General features: G+C 71.4%; 15 protein-coding genes. 10 read left to right on the forward strand and 5 right to left on the reverse strand.

Annotation, left to right across the window (positions count from 1 at the left end):
* Nucleotides 1–186: 186 nt before the first annotated feature.
* Both WME73_RS09595 and WME73_RS09600 read right to left on the reverse strand, forming a co-directional pair.
* Complete coding sequence (locus tag WME73_RS09595; RefSeq protein WP_437745166.1) at nucleotides 187–1,797, reverse strand: hypothetical protein; 1,611 nt, start codon at nucleotides 1,795–1,797, stop codon at nucleotides 187–189.
* 28 nt (nucleotides 1,798–1,825) lie between these two features.
* Nucleotides 1,826–2,491: an AgmX/PglI C-terminal domain-containing protein gene (locus tag WME73_RS09600; protein WP_437915479.1), complete on the reverse strand. Its 666-nt coding sequence runs from the start codon at nucleotides 2,489–2,491 to the stop codon at nucleotides 1,826–1,828.
* Nucleotides 2,492–2,586: 95 nt separating this feature from the next.
* Between WME73_RS09600 and WME73_RS09605 the strand changes: the two genes are divergently transcribed.
* On the forward strand, nucleotides 2,587–3,057 hold the full coding sequence (locus WME73_RS09605) for a hypothetical protein (RefSeq protein WP_437745168.1): 471 nt from the start codon (nucleotides 2,587–2,589) through the stop codon (nucleotides 3,055–3,057).
* Between the two features lie 58 nt (nucleotides 3,058–3,115).
* Here the strand turns inward: WME73_RS09605 and WME73_RS09610 are convergent, their stop codons facing one another.
* A complete protein-coding gene (locus tag WME73_RS09610) occupies nucleotides 3,116–3,781 on the reverse strand; it encodes an HNH endonuclease (RefSeq protein ID WP_012234346.1) in 666 nt (221 codons plus the stop codon).
* 320 nt (nucleotides 3,782–4,101) lie between these two features.
* Between WME73_RS09610 and WME73_RS09615 the strand changes: the two genes are divergently transcribed.
* The 3 genes from WME73_RS09615 to coaD are packed head-to-tail and all read left to right on the forward strand — an operon-like array spanning nucleotide 4,102 to nucleotide 7,014.
* A complete protein-coding gene (locus tag WME73_RS09615; protein WP_437745169.1) occupies nucleotides 4,102–4,998 on the forward strand; it encodes a 3'-5' exonuclease in 897 nt (298 codons plus the stop codon).
* Between the two features lie 7 nt (nucleotides 4,999–5,005).
* Complete coding sequence (locus WME73_RS09620) at nucleotides 5,006–6,511, forward strand: tetratricopeptide repeat protein (protein WP_437745170.1); 1,506 nt, start codon at nucleotides 5,006–5,008, stop codon at nucleotides 6,509–6,511.
* Nucleotides 6,512–6,516: 5 nt separating this feature from the next.
* Nucleotides 6,517–7,014, forward strand: coding sequence for a pantetheine-phosphate adenylyltransferase (coaD, locus tag WME73_RS09625; protein ID WP_012234349.1), 498 nt, complete (start codon nucleotides 6,517–6,519; stop codon nucleotides 7,012–7,014).
* A gap of 12 nt (nucleotides 7,015–7,026) precedes the next feature.
* On the opposite strand, the gene WME73_RS09630 is transcribed toward coaD, so the two are convergent.
* Nucleotides 7,027–8,061, reverse strand: a complete 1,035-nt coding sequence (locus WME73_RS09630; protein ID WP_437745171.1) for a site-2 protease family protein — start codon at nucleotides 8,059–8,061, stop codon at nucleotides 7,027–7,029.
* Between the two features lie 444 nt (nucleotides 8,062–8,505).
* Here WME73_RS09630 and WME73_RS09635 point away from each other — a divergent pair, with 444 nt between their 5' ends.
* From WME73_RS09635 to WME73_RS09660, 6 genes are all read left to right on the forward strand, one after another.
* Nucleotides 8,506–9,468, forward strand: coding sequence for a serine/threonine-protein kinase (locus tag WME73_RS09635; protein ID WP_437745172.1), 963 nt, complete (start codon nucleotides 8,506–8,508; stop codon nucleotides 9,466–9,468).
* A 407-nt stretch (nucleotides 9,469–9,875) separates the two neighbouring features.
* Nucleotides 9,876–11,126, forward strand: a complete 1,251-nt coding sequence (gene pcnB, locus WME73_RS09640) for a polynucleotide adenylyltransferase PcnB (protein ID WP_437745173.1) — start codon at nucleotides 9,876–9,878, stop codon at nucleotides 11,124–11,126.
* Nucleotides 11,127–11,274: 148 nt separating this feature from the next.
* Nucleotides 11,275–12,921 (forward strand): transglutaminase-like domain-containing protein, encoded by a 1,647-nt coding sequence (locus WME73_RS09645; protein ID WP_437915480.1) that lies wholly within the window; start codon nucleotides 11,275–11,277, stop codon nucleotides 12,919–12,921.
* Nucleotides 12,918–13,364, forward strand: coding sequence for an NUDIX hydrolase (locus WME73_RS09650; protein WP_437870014.1), 447 nt, complete (start codon nucleotides 12,918–12,920; stop codon nucleotides 13,362–13,364). The genes WME73_RS09645 and WME73_RS09650 overlap by 4 nt, the downstream gene beginning before the upstream one ends.
* Before the next feature lie 197 nt (nucleotides 13,365–13,561).
* The gene (locus WME73_RS09655) at nucleotides 13,562–13,846 is read left to right on the forward strand and encodes a hypothetical protein (protein ID WP_437745176.1); all 285 of its coding nucleotides are present in this window, start codon (nucleotides 13,562–13,564) and stop codon (nucleotides 13,844–13,846) included.
* A 155-nt stretch (nucleotides 13,847–14,001) separates the two neighbouring features.
* A complete protein-coding gene (locus WME73_RS09660) occupies nucleotides 14,002–14,799 on the forward strand; it encodes a TetR/AcrR family transcriptional regulator (RefSeq protein ID WP_437745177.1) in 798 nt (265 codons plus the stop codon).
* Nucleotides 14,800–14,810: 11 nt separating this feature from the next.
* On the opposite strand, the gene WME73_RS09665 is transcribed toward WME73_RS09660, so the two are convergent.
* Nucleotides 14,811–16,814 (reverse strand): C1 family peptidase, encoded by a 2,004-nt coding sequence (locus WME73_RS09665; protein ID WP_437745178.1) that lies wholly within the window; start codon nucleotides 16,812–16,814, stop codon nucleotides 14,811–14,813.
* Nucleotides 16,815–16,935: the final 121 nt, after the last annotated feature.

Consider the following 16,935-nt stretch of genomic DNA (forward strand, 5'->3'; position numbering starts at 1 on the left):
CGGCCGAGGTGGCCGGCATCGGCGTGCGGCGCGCTGCGCCTGTTCGCCGGGATGCCGGAGCGGCGGGTGGGGCGCGTGCGCCCCGCTCAGCGACGGCGGACTGCGGGGGAGCTTCCAGGATCTGCGAGCGGCGCTCGTGCTCTTGGTGCGCTCTGAGGATGCGGCGGCGCGGCCTGCGAGGGGCGCTCAGGTGCGCTCGCCGAGGTAGAGCCGGAGAGCGCGCGCGGCGCCCTTGCGATCGAACGGGACGCCGGCGAGGTCCTCGCGCTTCGAGATCTGCTCGAACAGCTTCATCAGGAACTCGAAGAACGCCTCGCACTCGCGGATGGCGGCGTCGAGCCGCTGCGGATCGAGGAGGTCGCTCTCCTCGAGCGCCGTCATCGCGGAGACGAACGCGTCGACGTGGGGATAGTCGCCCACCCGGAGCAGCGGGTAGCCCATCGCCCGGAAATACGAGAGGAACTCGCGCACGAACGCGAAGCTCGCGATGCCGGTCCATCGATCGGGCGCCGGGCCGGTGTTGCGCGCCTTGCTCGCGAACGCGCGCGCGATCTGGGCGAACATCCACACGTCGCGTCGGAGGCGATCGCTCGTCGCGCGCCGCGCTGCCTGATCGTCGAAGACGCGGCCCTCCTCGAGCTTCGCGCCGAGCGACCTGCCGAGGAACAGGATCGCGTTTTGCAGCGCGGGGCGGAGGCCGTGCGAGACGGCGCGGAGGCGGACCCGGTACTCGGACTCGCTCACCAGCGCGTCGGCGGGCGGGAGGTCGTGCTCGAAGGCGCGGCGCATCTCGAGCCGCAGGTTGGCGGCGAGCCCACTCAGCGCGGCCTTCGTGGAGAGGAGGCGGTGCCCCTCGGCGGCGAGCTCGTCGTGGCGCGCGACGATGTCGCTCGCGGGCACGCGCAGCAGATCGCGCTCGAAGCTGTCCGCGAGCAGCGCGCCCGCTCGGCGCCGGAGGTAGTTCGAGAGCGCGCGGGCGTCGCTGCGCAGGACCGCGAGCACGAGGTACCCGCGCCCCGCCACGCGGTGATCCGAGTGATCGAGCGCGATGGCGTCGAGCAGGCGGAGGTACCTGAGCATCCTGAACAGCGCGAGGAACGTGAGCGCCACGAGCCGGTGCGCCTGCTCGCCGGGCACGCGGTGGATGAGCTCGAGCACCTGCGTCGACGGGATGCGATCGAACTCCGGGCGAAACTCGAGCGCGTGGAGCGGGTTGAAGAACGTGCTCTGGGCGATCTCGCGCATCGCCGTCGCGAGGTGGGCGTAGAAGAGCCTGAAGCTGACCCTCGGCAACCGGAGCAGCCCGCCCGCGACCTCGATGAGGTTCGTGAAGCCGTGCCGAAGCACGAAGAGGCTCGACTCCGGCGACTCCTGCGCCATCGTCGCGTGGAGGAGGCGCGTGCGCGCCGTGTCCTCCGGGAGCACCGTCTCCAGGTAGCGCTGGAAGACGAAGGCGCGATCGCGATCGCCGAGCATGGTGCGCGTCAGCTGGACGACGCGCGCCATGCCGTCGCGGGCGTGCTGGAGGTGCTCGCGGAAGTCGTGGCTGACGATCGTCTGGCGCCGCCCGGCGCCCGGGTGGTTCCGCGGGTTCGCGAAGCAGGCGACGCCCTTCAGGAGGATCTCGAGCTCGAAGAGCGTCTCGTCCTTCTTGTCGGCCGCGAGGCGCGCGAACCACGCCTCGCGCGCTTGCTGCTGCTCTCGCCTCAGGCCGCGCGTGTCGCGGAGCAGCTCGGCGTAGGCGTTGCGGCCGGGGTGGCCCGAGCCGCGCAGGATCCCCGAAGCGTCGCTCGACACTGACGTGCTCCTCGCAGGCGGCGCGCTGCTAGTAGTTGCGTCGCTTGAAGTCGAAGGGGTAGGTCAGCACGGTCTCCTTGCCGCTCGGCGAGCGCGCCCAGGTGATCGACTTCGCGAGCTCCTCCATGCAGGACTCGACCTGCGGCGCGGTCACGTCGCTCTTGTCGCGCACGATGCTCGCCTCCTCGAAGGTCCCGTCGGGCTTCAGCTTGAGCTGCCACGTGATCCTGCCCTGCGCGCCCGGGTGCTTGCGGGCGTAGAGATCGAAGCAGCAGCGGAAGCCGTCGCGCCTCGCCTTGATCGCGTCGACGAGCGGTTGCAGCCGATCGCTCGATCCGGCGTCGGCGGAGGTCGTCGCGTTGTTCATCACGACCCCGCCGTCCGGCGGATCGTTCGTGATCTCGGAGGCGATGACCTTGCAGTCCTCGACGGTCTCGGGGGCCTTCTTGCGACTCGCAGGCCGGTCCGGCTGCGCGGGCGCGGCGGCGCCCGGGTCCGCGGCGCCCGGGTCCGCGGCGCCAGGGGCCGTGGCGCTAGGGGACGTCGGCTGCGAGGCAGGCGGCGGCGAAGCGCCGAGCGGCGCGCTGTCAGGCGGCGAAGGCGGCGGCGCGGCGCCGCTTGAGCAGGCAGCGAACAGGGCCGCGGCGAGGAGGACTCCGGTGAACACGGCGCTGGCAGTGGCGCAGGGACGCATGGCGCGCATACTAAACGGTTCGGCTGAGCGGAGGCGAGGCGCCTTGCGTTTTTCTCCCCTCCCGCCGGCAATCTGAGCTCTCCTCGACGGCCGTCTTGAAGATCCCGCTGTGCTTCATCGCGGCCGCCGCCGTCGCCGTCCTCGCGCCGGCAGGCTGCGATCCCATCGCGGAGCCGCAGCTGTGCGGCCAGATCCCCCAGGGAGGGTGCCCGGTCGGCCGGGGGGGCACCTGCGACGATGCCGCGTGTCGTGCGCTCTACGACTGCCTCGAGGGGGCCTGGACGGAGGCCGCGGCCTGCGATTCCGCCGGTGAGCCTGCCGGGGACCGGGATGCGGGCGCGGGTGGCGGCCCCGGCGCGTGCGAGGTCGTGACGCTCGATCGCAGCGGCGAGGCCGCGGGCTGCTCGCCCGCCCTGCAGGAGCCGGACTGCCCGGCGGATGCCGCGGAGACCTGCGTGGGTACCGCGTGCTGGACCGGCTGCATCGACTTCTTCCTCTGCACCGAGGAGGGGTGGAGAGCGATCGCCTACTGCGACGAGCAAGGGCGCGTGACCGTGGCGCCGTGAACGAACAGCTCGTCGGCGCCTGCCTTCGGCGCCGAGGAGAGACCCACGGGGGAGCCCGTCAGCCGGCCCTGAGGAAGGGGCTCCACTCGTCGAACGAATGCGGCAAGCCGATCAGGATCTGCATCGTCGCTGACCACCGCGGCGGCAGAGGCTGGCGGATGAGCCGCATGCTGGCCTCGTCCGGCGTGCGCCAGCCCTTGCGGAGGTTGCATGTGCGGCACGCGGTCACGAGGTTCTCCCAGGTGTCCTCGCCGCCGCGCGACCGGGGGAGCACGTGGTCGATGTTGAGATCGCGAACGGGCGGGCGGCGCGCACAGTATTGGCACTGGTGCGTGTCGCGGAGCATCACGTTCTTCCGCGTCAGCCGGATCGTCGGGCGCCGCATGCGGTCGTACCGGCGGAGGTGGAGGACGCGCGGCACGCGGAGCGAGCCGCCGACCACGGGGAGGCCATCGTCCTTCTCGCGCACCGGCAAGCTCCGCCACGCCGAGAAATCGTGCAGATCGCCGACCTCGTCGACGGCGAGGGCGGCCCCGCCGAAGAGCAGGAGGAAAGCGCGACGCGCCGTCGTGATCTGCACAGGTTGGAAGAAGCGGTTCACCACGAGGACCGGGAGATCGAGCGGCTCGGTCCTACGCTCGCAGCGGAACCCAGAAAAACCGTCGCCGAGATCGAGCTCCTCGTGAGGAGAGCCTCCCGGGACTGTAGCTACCCCGTCCGGCACGCTGGGCAGTGTAGCAACGAAAGCTCCGGTGAACATCCGGCGCTGCACGGCGGCGTTTCTGCTGGATCTCTGCCATTGCCGCGCGGCGGATCGGGCGCGACGCCGCGCCCTGAGCCGTCAGGGCATCACCTCGAACCCCCGGCGCCCGCCCTGTCGAAGCTCGGGCTGCGCGCCGGAGCCCGGACGTCACGGGCCGGGCGTGCCGCGCTCGACGCTCCGCGCGGATCGCTTTCGATCGGGCGCCGTATTCGCTAAGACGCGTCCATGTCGAGGGACGGTCGTCTCCTGGGTCGAGCCGCCGTGGTGGGGAAGCAGGTCGGATGACGGAGCAGCGCGAAGGGGTGGGGCCCGAGCGGGCGACCGGCGCGGAGCCCCCTGCCGGCTCGCCATGGGATGATCCGATCGAGAGCGCGCCGCTCGTGTTCCTCGATCTCGAGATGACGGGCCTCCGCCCCGAGAGCGATCGCGTGATCGAGGTCTGCGCCGAGCGGACGCGGGGGGATGCGTGCGAGGACGCGATCACGTCGCTCGTGCGGCCCGAGCCGGGCGTGTTCGGCAACGCGCACGTGCACGGCATCGATCCGCGGGAGCTCGCGGGCGCGCCCACGTTCGCCGAGCTCTGCGATCGCATCGACCAGGTCACGGAGGGCGCGGTGCTCGTCGCGCACGCGGCCGCATGGGACGTGGCGTTCCTCGAGGCCGAGTTTGCGCGGGCGGGCAGGGCGAGGCGCCTCCCGTGCTACCTCGACACGCTCGTCCTCTCCCGCCGGGCCTTCGCCCTGCCGAGCCACAGCCTCGCCTCCCTCTGCAGGGAGCTCGGCGTGCACCGCGAGCGCGCTCACCGCGCCGAAGACGACGTCCATGCCCTGCGCGCCGTGTTCCGCAAGATCGTGGAGGTCCTCGCGCCGCGGACGCCGCGCGACCTGTGGCACGTCCGGATCGGCGAGCGCCACGCCCGCCCGGCGCTGGTGGCAGCGGCGGTGCGCGCGGCCGAGCATGCCGCCACCGTGCGCGTGAGGTACCGTCCGGCGCGCCGGGGGCCGGAGGAGCTCGTCGTGTGCGTAACGGGGGTGCGAACGGACCTCGACCCACCCCGGGTTCTCGGCTATCTGCTCCCGTCGCGCAGCCGTCGCGAGCTACGGGCCGATCGCATCCTGGCGATCGAGCCGATTTCGCCGGGAGAGCTCGGGCCGGACGGCGTGCCGCAAAAGGCCTGAGATCCACGTGCGAATCCACTCGAACCGAACCTCGCCGACGAGAAGCTCCCTCGCCGTCCGCCTCGGCGGCCTCCTGACCGCGACCTTCCTCGCCTCGTGCTCGAGCATGATCGGCCCGGAGTCCGCCCGCCCGCCGGCGGCCGAGAAATGGCTCGCCCGCGCTCGACAGGAGTTCCAGGCCGCCGACGTCGAGAACGCGCGCGATGCGGTCTCGAGGGCGCTGACGATCGTCCCGACCGACACCGAGGCCCGGCTGCTCGCGGGGCGCATCGCGCTGGCCCGGCTCGATTACGCCGAGGCGCTGCGCCTCCTCAAGGGCGTCGCCGGCTCCGAGGCCGCAGGGCTCCGCGGGCGCGCGCTCTGGTACAAGGGCGATCTCGACGCCGCCGCCGACGAGCTCGAGGCGATGCTCGACGATCCCGATGTCGTCGACGAGTGGGCGAAGTCGATCGCCAAGCTGGCGAGGCGCGGCGCGGGGCGCGCGCCGTTCACGGTCTCGGGCGCGCTCCTCGCGGCGATCGAGATGCAGCACGTCAGCCCCGCGGCCCCGTTCTTCGTCGTCCCGCTCGAGATCGACGGCGAGTCGGCGCTCGCGATGGTGTCGACCGGCACGGGCGAGGTGGTCCTCGACAGCAGCACGCGCAAGGAGCCGAGCTGGGTCTCCCTCCGCTTCGGCAAGAAGCTCGAGATCAACGACGTGCCCGCCCTCACGCAGGACCTGTCGGGCGTCTCGAAGCAGATCGGCGCGCCGGTCAAGGCGCTGCTCGGGGTGAACCTGCTCCGCCGCCTCAACGCGACCATCGACTACAGCGGCTGGCAGTTCGTCGTGCGCAGCTTCTCCCCGCCGGCGCCGCCCGACGCGACGCGCGTCGACGTCGCGTTCATCAAGGGCGGCGGCATGGTGCTGCGGAGCAGCCTCGGCCCCGACAAGTCGGTGCAGGGGCCGCTGCTCATCGACACGTCGATGACGTTCCCGATCGCGCTCGACAAGGAAGGCTGGAAGAAGGCCGGCTTCGAGGCCGATGGGTTGAAGCGGGTCGAGCAGGATCCAGAGCAGAAGCTGAAGCAGGGCGTCGTGCCGATGCTGCGGCTGGGCGCGCTGGAGATCCCCAAGGTCCCGGGCGTGTACGGGGCGCCGCTCCAGGCGATCGAGAAGCAGCTCCAGCTCGATCTGGACGGCGTGATCGGGGCGGGGCTGCTCGCCTACTTCCGTGTCACCTTCGGCGACGGCGGTCGGCTCATGTGGATCGAGGACGACACCGCGGTGAACAAGGTGCTCCGGGGCAGCGCGCCGGCGCCCGTCAACGAAGGGCAGGCTCCCGCCGCGCCGCCAGCAGAGGGCGCCGGTCCAGCAGGCGCGCCCGGCTCACCTGCGCCCCAGGGGCCCGCGCTCCAGGCGCCGCTGACCCCCCCCGCGGCACCCCCCGCAGCCGCTCCGAGGTCGACTCCGCCTGCGGCCGCTCCGAAGTCGGCGCCGCCCGCGAGCGCTCCCAAGCGGACGCCGGACCAGTGAGCGTCATGTCCAAGGATCTGTTGGCGGTTTACGCGGGGAGCTTCGATCCGATCACGTTCGGTCACCTCGATCTGATCCAGCGGGCGTCGAAGCTGTTCGGTGAGGTGATCATCGCCGTCGGCCGGCATCCGACGAAGCACCCGCTGTTCACGTACTCGGAGCGGCTGGAGCTGCTGCGCCAGACCACGAGCGAGGTGACGAACGCGCGGATCGATTCGTTCGAGGGGCTCCTCATCCAGTACTGCCAGCGCGTCGGCGCGCGGGTGATCGTCCGCGGCCTGCGCGCGGCGACCGACTTCGAGTACGAGCTGCAGATCGCCCACGCGAACGCGGACATGCTCCCCGGCGTCGATACCGTGTTCCTGCCGACGCGCACCCACTACGGCTTCGTCTCCGCGTCGCTCGTGCGCGAGATCGCGAGCCACGGCGGCGATGTCAGCCACTACGCGCCCGCCGCCGTCTGCGACGCGCTCCGGGCGAAGTTCGGCGCCGCGAAACCCTGAGCGCCCGCGCGCTCAGTAGGTGCCGAACGGGGTCGGCATCAGCAGCAGCACGAACAGGAGCAGCGTCACCACGGCGATCACCTTGCGCGCCGGCGACAGCTCGCCGGCCTCCGTGGGAGGGTGCTCCCGCCCACCGACGTGCAACATCAGGTGGACCAAGCCGAACCACGTGAGCCAAGGCATCCCGTTCGCGACCGCGGAGATGAGCGCGTCGGACAGCCCCTCCGCGATGAAGTGCCGCGTGAAATAGGCGACGTTGCCGACGAAGAGCGCGAGCATCAGGAGGTGCGCGGCGCGGCTGTAGCGGTCCTGCTCTTTGCCGAACAACGCGTACGCGACGTGCCCTCCGTCGAGCTGGCCGACGGGAAAGAGGTTGAACGCCGTGATGAGCAGCCCGGCCCACCCCGCCATCGCCGTGGGGCCGAGGAAGACGTCATGGGTCTCGGGGATCGGGCCGACCGCGAGCCGCCTCAGAAGGAGATACAGGAGGCTGCGCCCCTCCTGCAGCGCAGGTCCGGAGCTCGCGTGCACCTCCGAGTGCATGAGGCCCACGAAGAGGACCGGGAGCGCCACCGCGAGGCCGGCCAGCGGGCCGGAGGCGCCGATGTCGAGCAGCGCGTTCCGCGACTTGATCCTGCCCTTCATCGAGATCACCGCGCCCATCGTGCCGAGCGGGCTCACCACCGGGAGCGGGATGAAGTAGGGGAGCGACGCCTCCACCCCGTGCGCGCGCGCCGCGAAGTAGTGCCCGAACTCGTGAGCCAGCAGGATCGACAGGAACGGCACCGCGAACGGCCACGTCTGCGGCAGCGCCTTCACGAACGAGAGCGCGCTGTCGTCGTCCGGCGTGATCGGGGTCCAGAGGGTGCCGGCCACGAACACCGAGACGACCGTCAGGCAGAAGAGCGCGAGGTTCTTCTGCCATCGCAGCGGGGACGGGTGCGAAGCGGCTGCTGCGCTCGGCTCTGCAGAGCTCGTCGCCGCAGGCGCCAGCTCGGCGTCGAGGTCGAGCGTGCTCGGGGTGGAGGATCGACGGTCGTCGGTCATGCGGCGCCTAGCGTGGCCGCCTCCTCGCCGCCGCTCAAGCGATCCACGCGCGCCTGCGCTCAGGACGGGCAGTTCGCCGTGCTCTAGGAGCGCACGCCGCGCTGCTGGGCGGCGCGCGGCCCTGCGGTGGCGGTGTGCTGCTCGCCTGGCCCCGGGACCCTTGATCACGCCCGCTGCAGGCTCGACCAGGTCTGCGCGCACACCGATGACTTTGCGCGTCATCTCGCTGCGCCACGGTCCTCCTGTGGCGTCGGCCCGGTCGGTGGGAACGGTCGCGGCCGGAGCGCTGCGCTGCAGCGGGGCGCGCGATGTGGCCGCCCAATGGTACGGGCGCGAACCTCTCCTGGCTGCGCGCAGGCTGGCCAGCGCTCTCTTCTGCGCCGCCGTCGCGTCCGTGTGCCCTCCGTGCCCTTCGGCAGGCGCGACTGCGCTACGATCGATCCCATGCCTCCCGCTCGCGTCGCCGCTGAAGCGCTCGTGGGCAAGCTCCTCTGCGACAAGTACCGCGTCGTGCAGCTGCTCGGCAGCGGCGGGGTCGGGCACGTCTACCTCGCGGATCGCGTCGGCAGGCCGCGTGAGGCCGCGACGTCGCGCGTCGCGGTCAAGGTCCTCCGGGCAGAGCTCCGCGACGATCCGCTGCTCGTCGCGCGGTTCGAGCGAGAGGCCGGCGCGGCGTCGCGCGTCCGTCATCCCAACGTCCTCTGCGTCGATGCGCTCGAGCGTGCCGGCGACGCGCCGTGCTTCGCGATGGAGCTGCTCGTCGGGCTCGATCTCGCCGACACGCTGACGTTCACCCGAGCGCTCGTCCCGTCTCGCGCGGTCCGGATCTCCGCCGACCTCGCCTCGGGCATCGACGCCGCCCACCGCGCCGGGGTGATCCACCGCGACGTGAAGCCGGAGAACGTGTTCCTCGTGCACGCGGCGGACGGGCGCGAGATCGTCAAGCTGCTCGACTTCGGCTTCTCGTGCATCCAGGGCCAGGGCGCCGAAGGCCCGCTGCTCCCCCGGGTCGTGGGGACGCCGGAGTACATGGCGCCCGAGCAGGCGCAGGGCGCGCCGGCGGCGCCCGCCGCCGACGTCTACTCCCTGGGCATCGTGCTCTACGAGATGCTCGCGGGCCGTGTCCCCTTTCAGGGCCCGTACCCGGCCATCGCAGAGAAGCACGGGCGCGAGCCGCCGCCGCCGCTGCACCGGGTACACCCGGGGCTGCTCATCTCGCGCGAGCTCGACGCCGTCGTGCGCAAGGCGCTCGTGAAGGACCCCCGCGGCCGGTTCGCCTCGATGGCGGAGCTGCGGCATGCGCTGCTCGCGACGCCCGAGGCCCGCGCCGGGACGTCGTCCGCCGTTCCGCCCGACACCGGCGCGCCGCCGCCCCCCGGCGTCGGGCACTGGGGCACCAAACCGTGAAGCCCGCTCGCTCCGGAGGCTTCCGTCGGCCTCCCTGCGCCTCGGCTTTGCTCTCACGGCGAAGCCCTGCTAGACGGCCGTTACCATCTCTTGTTCCGGGCGACAGCCGGATCCGCTCGTCAGGCCGACACCGGCCGCGGCGAGCGAGCCGGCGCGGTTCGGAGGTCCGCGGGCGCGGGCCTCATCTGCGCGGGTCGGTTCTCCAGCGAGTACTGTGGAATCCCAGAATCGCGCGCCAGTCGTCCTCCACTCCCTCCAGGCTCTGCCTGGCGCTTTCTCGGTTGCTGACTATGGGTCGCGCGACCCCATCACCTGATAACGGTACAGCGGCGTTTCAAGACGCCGAACTCCCGATGTACGAGAGCCGCAGCGCCTTCGGGCCACGCGCTGGGCCCGAGGGCGAGCTCATGCCGACGGACACAGGCGCCCTCGACGAAGATCCGTTCCGCGTCGAGCTCGTCGACGAAGACATCCCCACCCCGCGGCGCTACCAGGTCGTCTTCGACGAGGCGCGGATCGATCCGGACGTCCAGAAAGTCGTGCGACGCCTCGTCCGCCACGGCTTCCAAGCCTACCTGGTAGGCGGTTGTGTGCGGGATCTGCTGCTGGATCGGCGCCCGAAGGACTTCGACGTCGCCACCAGCGCGCGGCCGGAGGAGGTCCGCGAGCTGTTCCGCAACTCGCGCATCATCGGCCGGCGGTTTCGCCTGGTGCACGTCCTCTTCCAGGGCGGGAAGGTCATCGAGGTGGCGACCTTCCGCCGCAACCCGAAGGAGGACTCCGAGGAGGGGAGCGAGCTGCTCATCCGCAGCGACAACGCGTTCGGCGTCGCGCACGAGGACGCGCTCCGCCGTGACTTCCGGATCAACGCGCTCTTCTACGACGTGGAGGCGCGGCAGATCCTCGACTGGGTCGGCGGCATGGAGGACGTGCGCCGCCAGGTGGTCCACACGATCGGCGATCCGGAGACGCGCTTCCGCGAGGATCCGATCCGCATCCTGCGCGCGCTCAAGTTCGCTGGTCGGCTGGGCTTCGCGATCACCCCCGACGTCTACGATGCGGTCGTCTACTGCCGGGACGCGCTCGCGCTCGCGGCGCGCCCGCGCCTCTCGGAGGAGATCCTGCGCCTGCTGCGCGGCGGCCAGGCGCGCCGCACCATCTACCTCGCGTGGGAGACCGGGGTGCTCGACGTCCTCCTGCCGGAGGTCTCGGCGCTGCTCTACGACGATCGCGGCGATGACGGCCCCGGCCAGCGCCTCTGGCGCGTGCTCGACTACGTCGACCGGCGCACCGCGGCGGATCGGCCGCTCGACGACACGGTCCTCTGGACGCTCTTGCTCCTCGAGCCGATGAAGGAGGCCTGCGACGGCGTCCGCGACCGCGCGGCGGCGGTCGCCGATTTCCTCGAGCCTCTCATCGACCGGCTGGCCATCTCCCGCCGCTACGCCGACGGCATGCGGCGCATCGTCGCCGTCCTGCCGAGGCTCGTGGGCGGTCGCGCTGGCCGCTTCGCGCGGACGGACATCTTCCAGCCCGCCCTCGACGTGCTCGCCGCCGAGCTCACCGCGCGCGGAGAGTCGACGGAAGCGATCGACCGGCTGCGCTCCGCCCCGCACCCGCGGCGCCAGCACGCCGACGCCGCGCAGTTCCGGCGCTGACCGGTGATCGACGTGGGCGACGTGGGCGACGTGGGGACCGCCGGCGCCCCCGGCGCGATCGAAGATGGCCGTCGGGCAGGTAGCTGACGGCAAGCGACCAGCCGCCGTGGAACATCACCGGGGTTTCTGGTTTCATAAGAGGCCCCTGATGTCCTCTCCGGTCGCACGCCTGCGCCCTGCTGCTCCCCCGGCTGTCCCCGCGTCCAGGCGCCGGTTCGGCGGCTCGGCGCGCAGCCTGCTCGTGTTCGCGCTCGCCTGCGCCGTGTCGCGGCTCGCCGATGCGCAGGCGTCGCTCCTGCACGAGTTCATCGCGCCGGATCCCGCGGAGGACGTGTCGCTCGCCACGACGACGCTCGACGGCGGGCTCCCCGCGGCGATCCAGACGCCGAGCGGCCTGGCCACGGCGCCCGACCCGCAGCGCCCGCCGTCGAACCAGCAGCAGGTCTACAGCAACGTCGGATCCGATGCCGGCCCCGACGCGTCCTACGAGCCGGATCGAGACACCCGCCGGCCGAACGTCGAGCGCTACGACGATCCGTTCTCCCCCGCGACCGCGCCGTTCAAGCGGCTGCAAGCGTACGACGTCGTGAGGGCGGACTACTCGCTCATCGTCCGAGATCGGAGCCTGAAGACCGTCAAGGCGGACAGCGCCGTCTCGGCGGGCGATGAGGCGTTCTACGGGGACATCGCGGTCGATCTCGTGCCCAACGAGCCGGTCCGGATCCCGACGGTCGGGCCGGACACGCGGCTCGTGCGGATGCACGTGAACCCCGATACCCCGGTCGTCGTCCTGCGTGACGGCGCCGACAACTGGTTCGTGCGCGGCACGAAGAGCGCGCGCGTCCGGCTCATCGTGCAGCTCGCCATCGCCCGCGCGACCTTCGGCAGCGAGTTCGCCGACGTCGGCTGGAGCAAGCTCGAGCCCTTCCGCGGGCCGCAGGAGGCCTCCCACGAGGCGGCGTTCAGGCAGGTCGCCCAGGCGATCGGCATCTCGTCCGCGATGCGGCCGCGCGACGTCGTTCAGAAGATGGTCGAGTACTTCCGGTCGTTCGCCCCGTCGGACGACCCGCCCAAGGGGAACGGCGACATCTACCTGGATCTCGCGCTCTCGCGAAAAGGCGTCTGCCGCCACCGCGCCTTCGCGTTCCTCGTCACCGCCCTGCACATCGGGATCCCCGCGCGGATGGTCGTCAACGAGGCGCACGCCTGGGTGGAGGTCTTCGATGGCTCGCTCTGGCACCGCATCGACCTCGGGGGGGCCGCCCTCAACATGGACCAGGAGGTCGATCCGAGCCGCCCGCCGCATGTGCCGCCGCCGGATCCCTACAGCTGGCCGGAGCAGCGCGACTCGGGCCAGGATCTCGCCGACCGCACGCGCGCCGAGCAGACGCAGCCGGGGCCCGCTGGCCCAGGGGCCGGGAGCAGCGGCGCCGCCGTGCCGCCGCCCCCTGCGCCCTCGCCCACGAGCGATGCGGCCGGGCGCGCGGCGGAGAGCACCGACGTCGTCGTGACCGCGCTGGACAAGGACATCCGCCGCGGCTTTCCGCTCCACCTCCAGGGACAGGTCAGCAGCGCCGGGGCGCCGTGCGGGCACGTCCGCGTCGACGTGATCCTGACGGGGACCGCGGCGCCGCAGGGCGTGACGGTCGGCTCGCTGTCGACCGACGACCGCGGCCGGTACGACGGGGCCGTCGTGATCCCCGGCGATTTCGCGCTGGGCGAGTACGATCTCGCGGTCGCGACGCCGGGCGACGTCCGCTGCAAGGCCGGCCGCACGGAAGCTGCCGCCCCGTGAGCGACGCGCCGGCATGCGCCCTCTCGCCCCCGCGCGTCGCGGTGGGCGCCGTCGTCATCGATCGCCGGCCGGACGCGCCTGACGCGCCGCGCGTGCTCGTCGTCAAGCGCGCTCGTCCTCCCCTCGCGGGCTCCTGGTCGCTTCCGGGTGGGCGCGTGGAGCCCGGAGAGCGGCTCGCGGACGCCGTTGCCCGCGAGATCCGCGAGGAGACGGGCCTCGACGTCCGCGTCGGTCCCCTCGTGGAGGTCGTGGAGATCGTGGCGACTCCCTATCATTATGTGATCCTCGATTATCTGTGCGAGTCGATCGGAGGCGCCCTCTCTCCAGGGGACGACGCCTCCGAGGTGGCCCTCGTGCCCGTCCCCGAGCTGCCGGCCTACGGCCTCACCGACGTCGCGCTCCGCGTGATCCATAAAGCCCTGGCGATGGCGGCCGCCGGCTGAAACGGCGCGATCCAGGGAGCGCCCGACTTGGCGCGGCCGTGGCGTAGGTGGGATGTCGCAGAAAGGGCGACTCTCCATGTCGAACTTCCATCGTTGGACAGCAACAACGTTATTTTGCTGCCCTGCCGCTCACGACAATCGCCGGTGGCAGCGCTAGGTTAGATGTGGGTGCAGGAGTGAGCGCTGGTTCGGCGATCATGAAGGGATTGGTGGTCGTCGTGGTGGCGACCCTCGTCTCTTCTCCTCTCTGCTTCGCGCTGCCTTGCAACGATGGCGCTGGCCTGTTCGCGCTGCCCGCGCCGCGCGTCGCGCGCGTCTCGCGCGCCGCCGCGCCTCTCGGCGTACCCGAGGGCTCGGGCTGGCTCCCGGCGCGGGTCGCGCGCGCCCTCTCAAGGACCGTCGAGCGGGTGGCGCGTTCGGGCATCACCCCGATGTTCCTTGGTCTGCACGGGTTCGGTGTGACCGTGTCCGGCGAAATGTGATGAACGCGGTTACCGCGGATGCAACATGCGTTTCGCTGCTCTGCTGAGCGATCGCGGCGAGCGCTGCTCGCGCCCGTCGGCTCGAATTCGCGCTGTGTGGTGACCGATGAGTCTGGATTGCGGCGCTTCTGGAGACATCGTAGACCGAGAAGTCCATGAGCCCGACGCGGAGAGCGAGGAAGGAGGAGCAGAAGGAGGAGCGGCGGCGGTTCATCATCGACGCAGCCTGGCAGCTGTTCCAGGAGACCCCCTATCCCGAGGTCACCATGGCTCAGGTCGCCGAGCGCACCAGGCTCGCCAAGGGCACGCTCTACCTCTACTTCACCACGAAAGAGGAGCTCTTTCTCGCGGTCGTCGATCAAGAGCTCGCGAAGTGGTTCCACGATGTGGATATCCATCTGACGCATTTCTGCGCCTCCCGCGGTGACGCGAGCGCGGCGCGCCCTCGGCCCTCGCGGGCCCGCCGCGGCGCGCCCGGGGCGCCTGCCGAGGACGCGTCGGCGAGCGTCGCCTCGATCCTGTCGACCACCCTCGCCGCGCGCGACGCGATGACACGCTTGCTCGGCATCCTCCACAGCGTGCTCGAGCAGAACGTCAGCTACGAGGCCGCGCTCCGCTTCAAGCTCTCTCTCCTGGGTCACGTCGAGCGCACCGGGGTGCTGCTCGAGCGGTGCCTGCCGTCGCTCGCTCCCGGCCATGGCGGCCCGACCCTCATCCGGATGTACGCCCTGCTCATCGGGATGCGCCAGGTCTGCGATCCCAGCGACGTGATCCGCGATATCCGCAGCCGCCCCGATATGGGCCTCTTCCGGATCAACTTCGGCGAGGAGATCCGGGCGTCGTTCGCGCTCCTCCTGAGCGGCGCGAGCGCGCCGCCGCTCGCGCCCGGGCGGCTCGGCGCCCCGGCGCTCCGCGGGTTGAGCTCAGTGGAGCGGCGCCGCCCGGAGGGGTGAGGGGGGCGCGTTCACCACGGATCCCGCGCCGACATGGGCGGCAGGTGATCGGCGAACGGCTGGTTGAGGATGCGGGCGATGACGGACTTCCACGTGGTCATGTCGTTCTCGAAGTCCTCATGCCGCCGCGCCTCGGAGCCGTGGGGAGGGGGCCTCGTGTTGGGCCCCTTGATCCACTCCGCCCTCGGAAACACGACGGGCCGGTCGTCCTTGGTCTCCGTGAGCAGCGAAAGGACGTCGGCGTTCTCCGGATCGAGGAGCCCCGCCTCCATGCCGAGCAGCGAGACGCCGCTCGTGCCGGGCACCCGCGGGCGCCGCTCGAGAGCGTTCGACACCAGGTAGAGGAGCGACCTGCCGTACACCTCGCAGTGGTCCTGGAGCTCCGCCTCGTCCGTGAGCGTGAACAGGGCGAACCGGCGCACCATGCCGCTCTTGATAGGCGGCATGTACGTGTCGCGGAACGCGTCGATGGCGCTCGCCGGCGCGAGCAGGGAGAGCGACTCGATGGGGAGCCCGAGCCCGAGCTGACCTCGCATCGGGCCGCCCTCGATCTTCTTGCCCTTCTCCGAGGTGACCAGCTGGACGAGCGGCGCGAGCAGGAAGGTGCCGCTCGAATGGGCGACCAAGTGGAGCTCGATCTTCGGATCGCTGTCCATCAGCGACGCGAGGCGGCCGATCATCTCGCGGACGCCGCCGTGGTCGGCGTCCATCGTCGCGTCGCCCGCGGCCAGCTTCATGCGGTCCCACTCGGCCTTGCCGCCCATGCGGCGGACGAGCGGCTCGAGGGCGTCGTCGCGCCGATCGATCATGAACCCGAACGCCCTGGGATCGTAGCCGTCGTGGCGGCGCCCCTCCGTGGCGCGATGGAGGATCTCGAGGAGGCGGGGGTAGTGGTCGGTCTCCCAGAGGAGCTCGATGGGGTAGATCTCGTGCCCGAGCAGCTTCGGCCGGAGGCGCGACATCCGGTTGATCGCGTCGATCTGCCGGCGCAGCCCGCCGCCCGCGATCAGGACGAGCCGGCGGCGCTTCCATGTCGCGGTCGCGCTCAGGAAATCCTCTTCCATGATGATACGGACGTCCTCCGACGACGTGCCGTAGGCTCCGCGCTGCTGGAGCTGGCCGTGCATGTCGACGCTGACGAGGTGCGGCCGCAGGCTGGCGAACGTCCGGCTGGTGGACGTGAGCGGGCGGAGCGAGCGCGCCTGGTTCAGGCGGATCGGGACGCCGAGCCGCCCGACCCACGCGTCGAAGCCGTATTGAAGCCAGTCGTCGTAACAGAGTCGACCGAAGCCGCCCTTGCCCCAGCCGACACCCCACGAGTTCTGGAGCCAGAAGCCCTCCGCGTCATACCCGATGATCGCGAACGCGTGACCTCCCCAGGGGGCGATGAAGGGGTTCGTCCTGTCGACCGTCGGGATGATGCCGTTCCTCTGGGTCCCGTAATACCAGCCGTTGAACGGGATCAGCGCCGAGGCCGCGATGATCCCGACCTCCGCGAGGGCGCTGTGCATCGCCGGGAGGTCCCTGTGGTTCACCCGTTGATACAGGCCGAGCGGCCGGAGCATCGCGTCCACTGCGCGCTCCGGGGTGAGCGTGCCGTGGAGATCGTTCGCGTCCCACGGCCAGTGCTCATCGGAGCAGATACCGTGTTTGTGCCAGCCCTTCATGGCGCCCCTCAGGCTGGATCCCCGCGCGTCGTCCTCGCCGGGGTACTCGTCGTAGCGGCGCGCCATCGTGTACACCATGTTCTGGCTGACGAGGCTGCGGTCCGGCGAGACCCGGCGCCTGCGCAGCAGGTAGTGCGCCACGGTGGCGACCGTGAAGCCGGTGCAGCCGTTGTTCTTGCCCTGGTCGAGCACGGGCACGCCGTACTCCACGAAGCGCTCCGGGGGCATGATCGGAGGCACTTCCACCATCGTGGGGCGATAGAGGGTGTCGCGGAAATCGAGGACGTCAGCGCGCGCGTCGGTCGTGATGTCCCCGTGACGCCCAGCGAAACGCTCGGAATCGATCATGGTTTCTGATCTCGTGAAGTCGCTGAGTGTCGCACGGGCGGCGCGCGGGGCAAAGTCGGCGGCGCCCGCCCCCTCGGGCGAGGCTGCTCGTGCTAGCGTCGCCCGAGTCGGCGCCGCCAGC

The organism is Sorangium sp. So ce302, from assembly GCF_051530145.1.
In the GTDB taxonomy this organism is placed as follows: Bacteria; Myxococcota_A; Polyangia; order Polyangiales; family Polyangiaceae; genus Sorangium; species Sorangium cellulosum_B.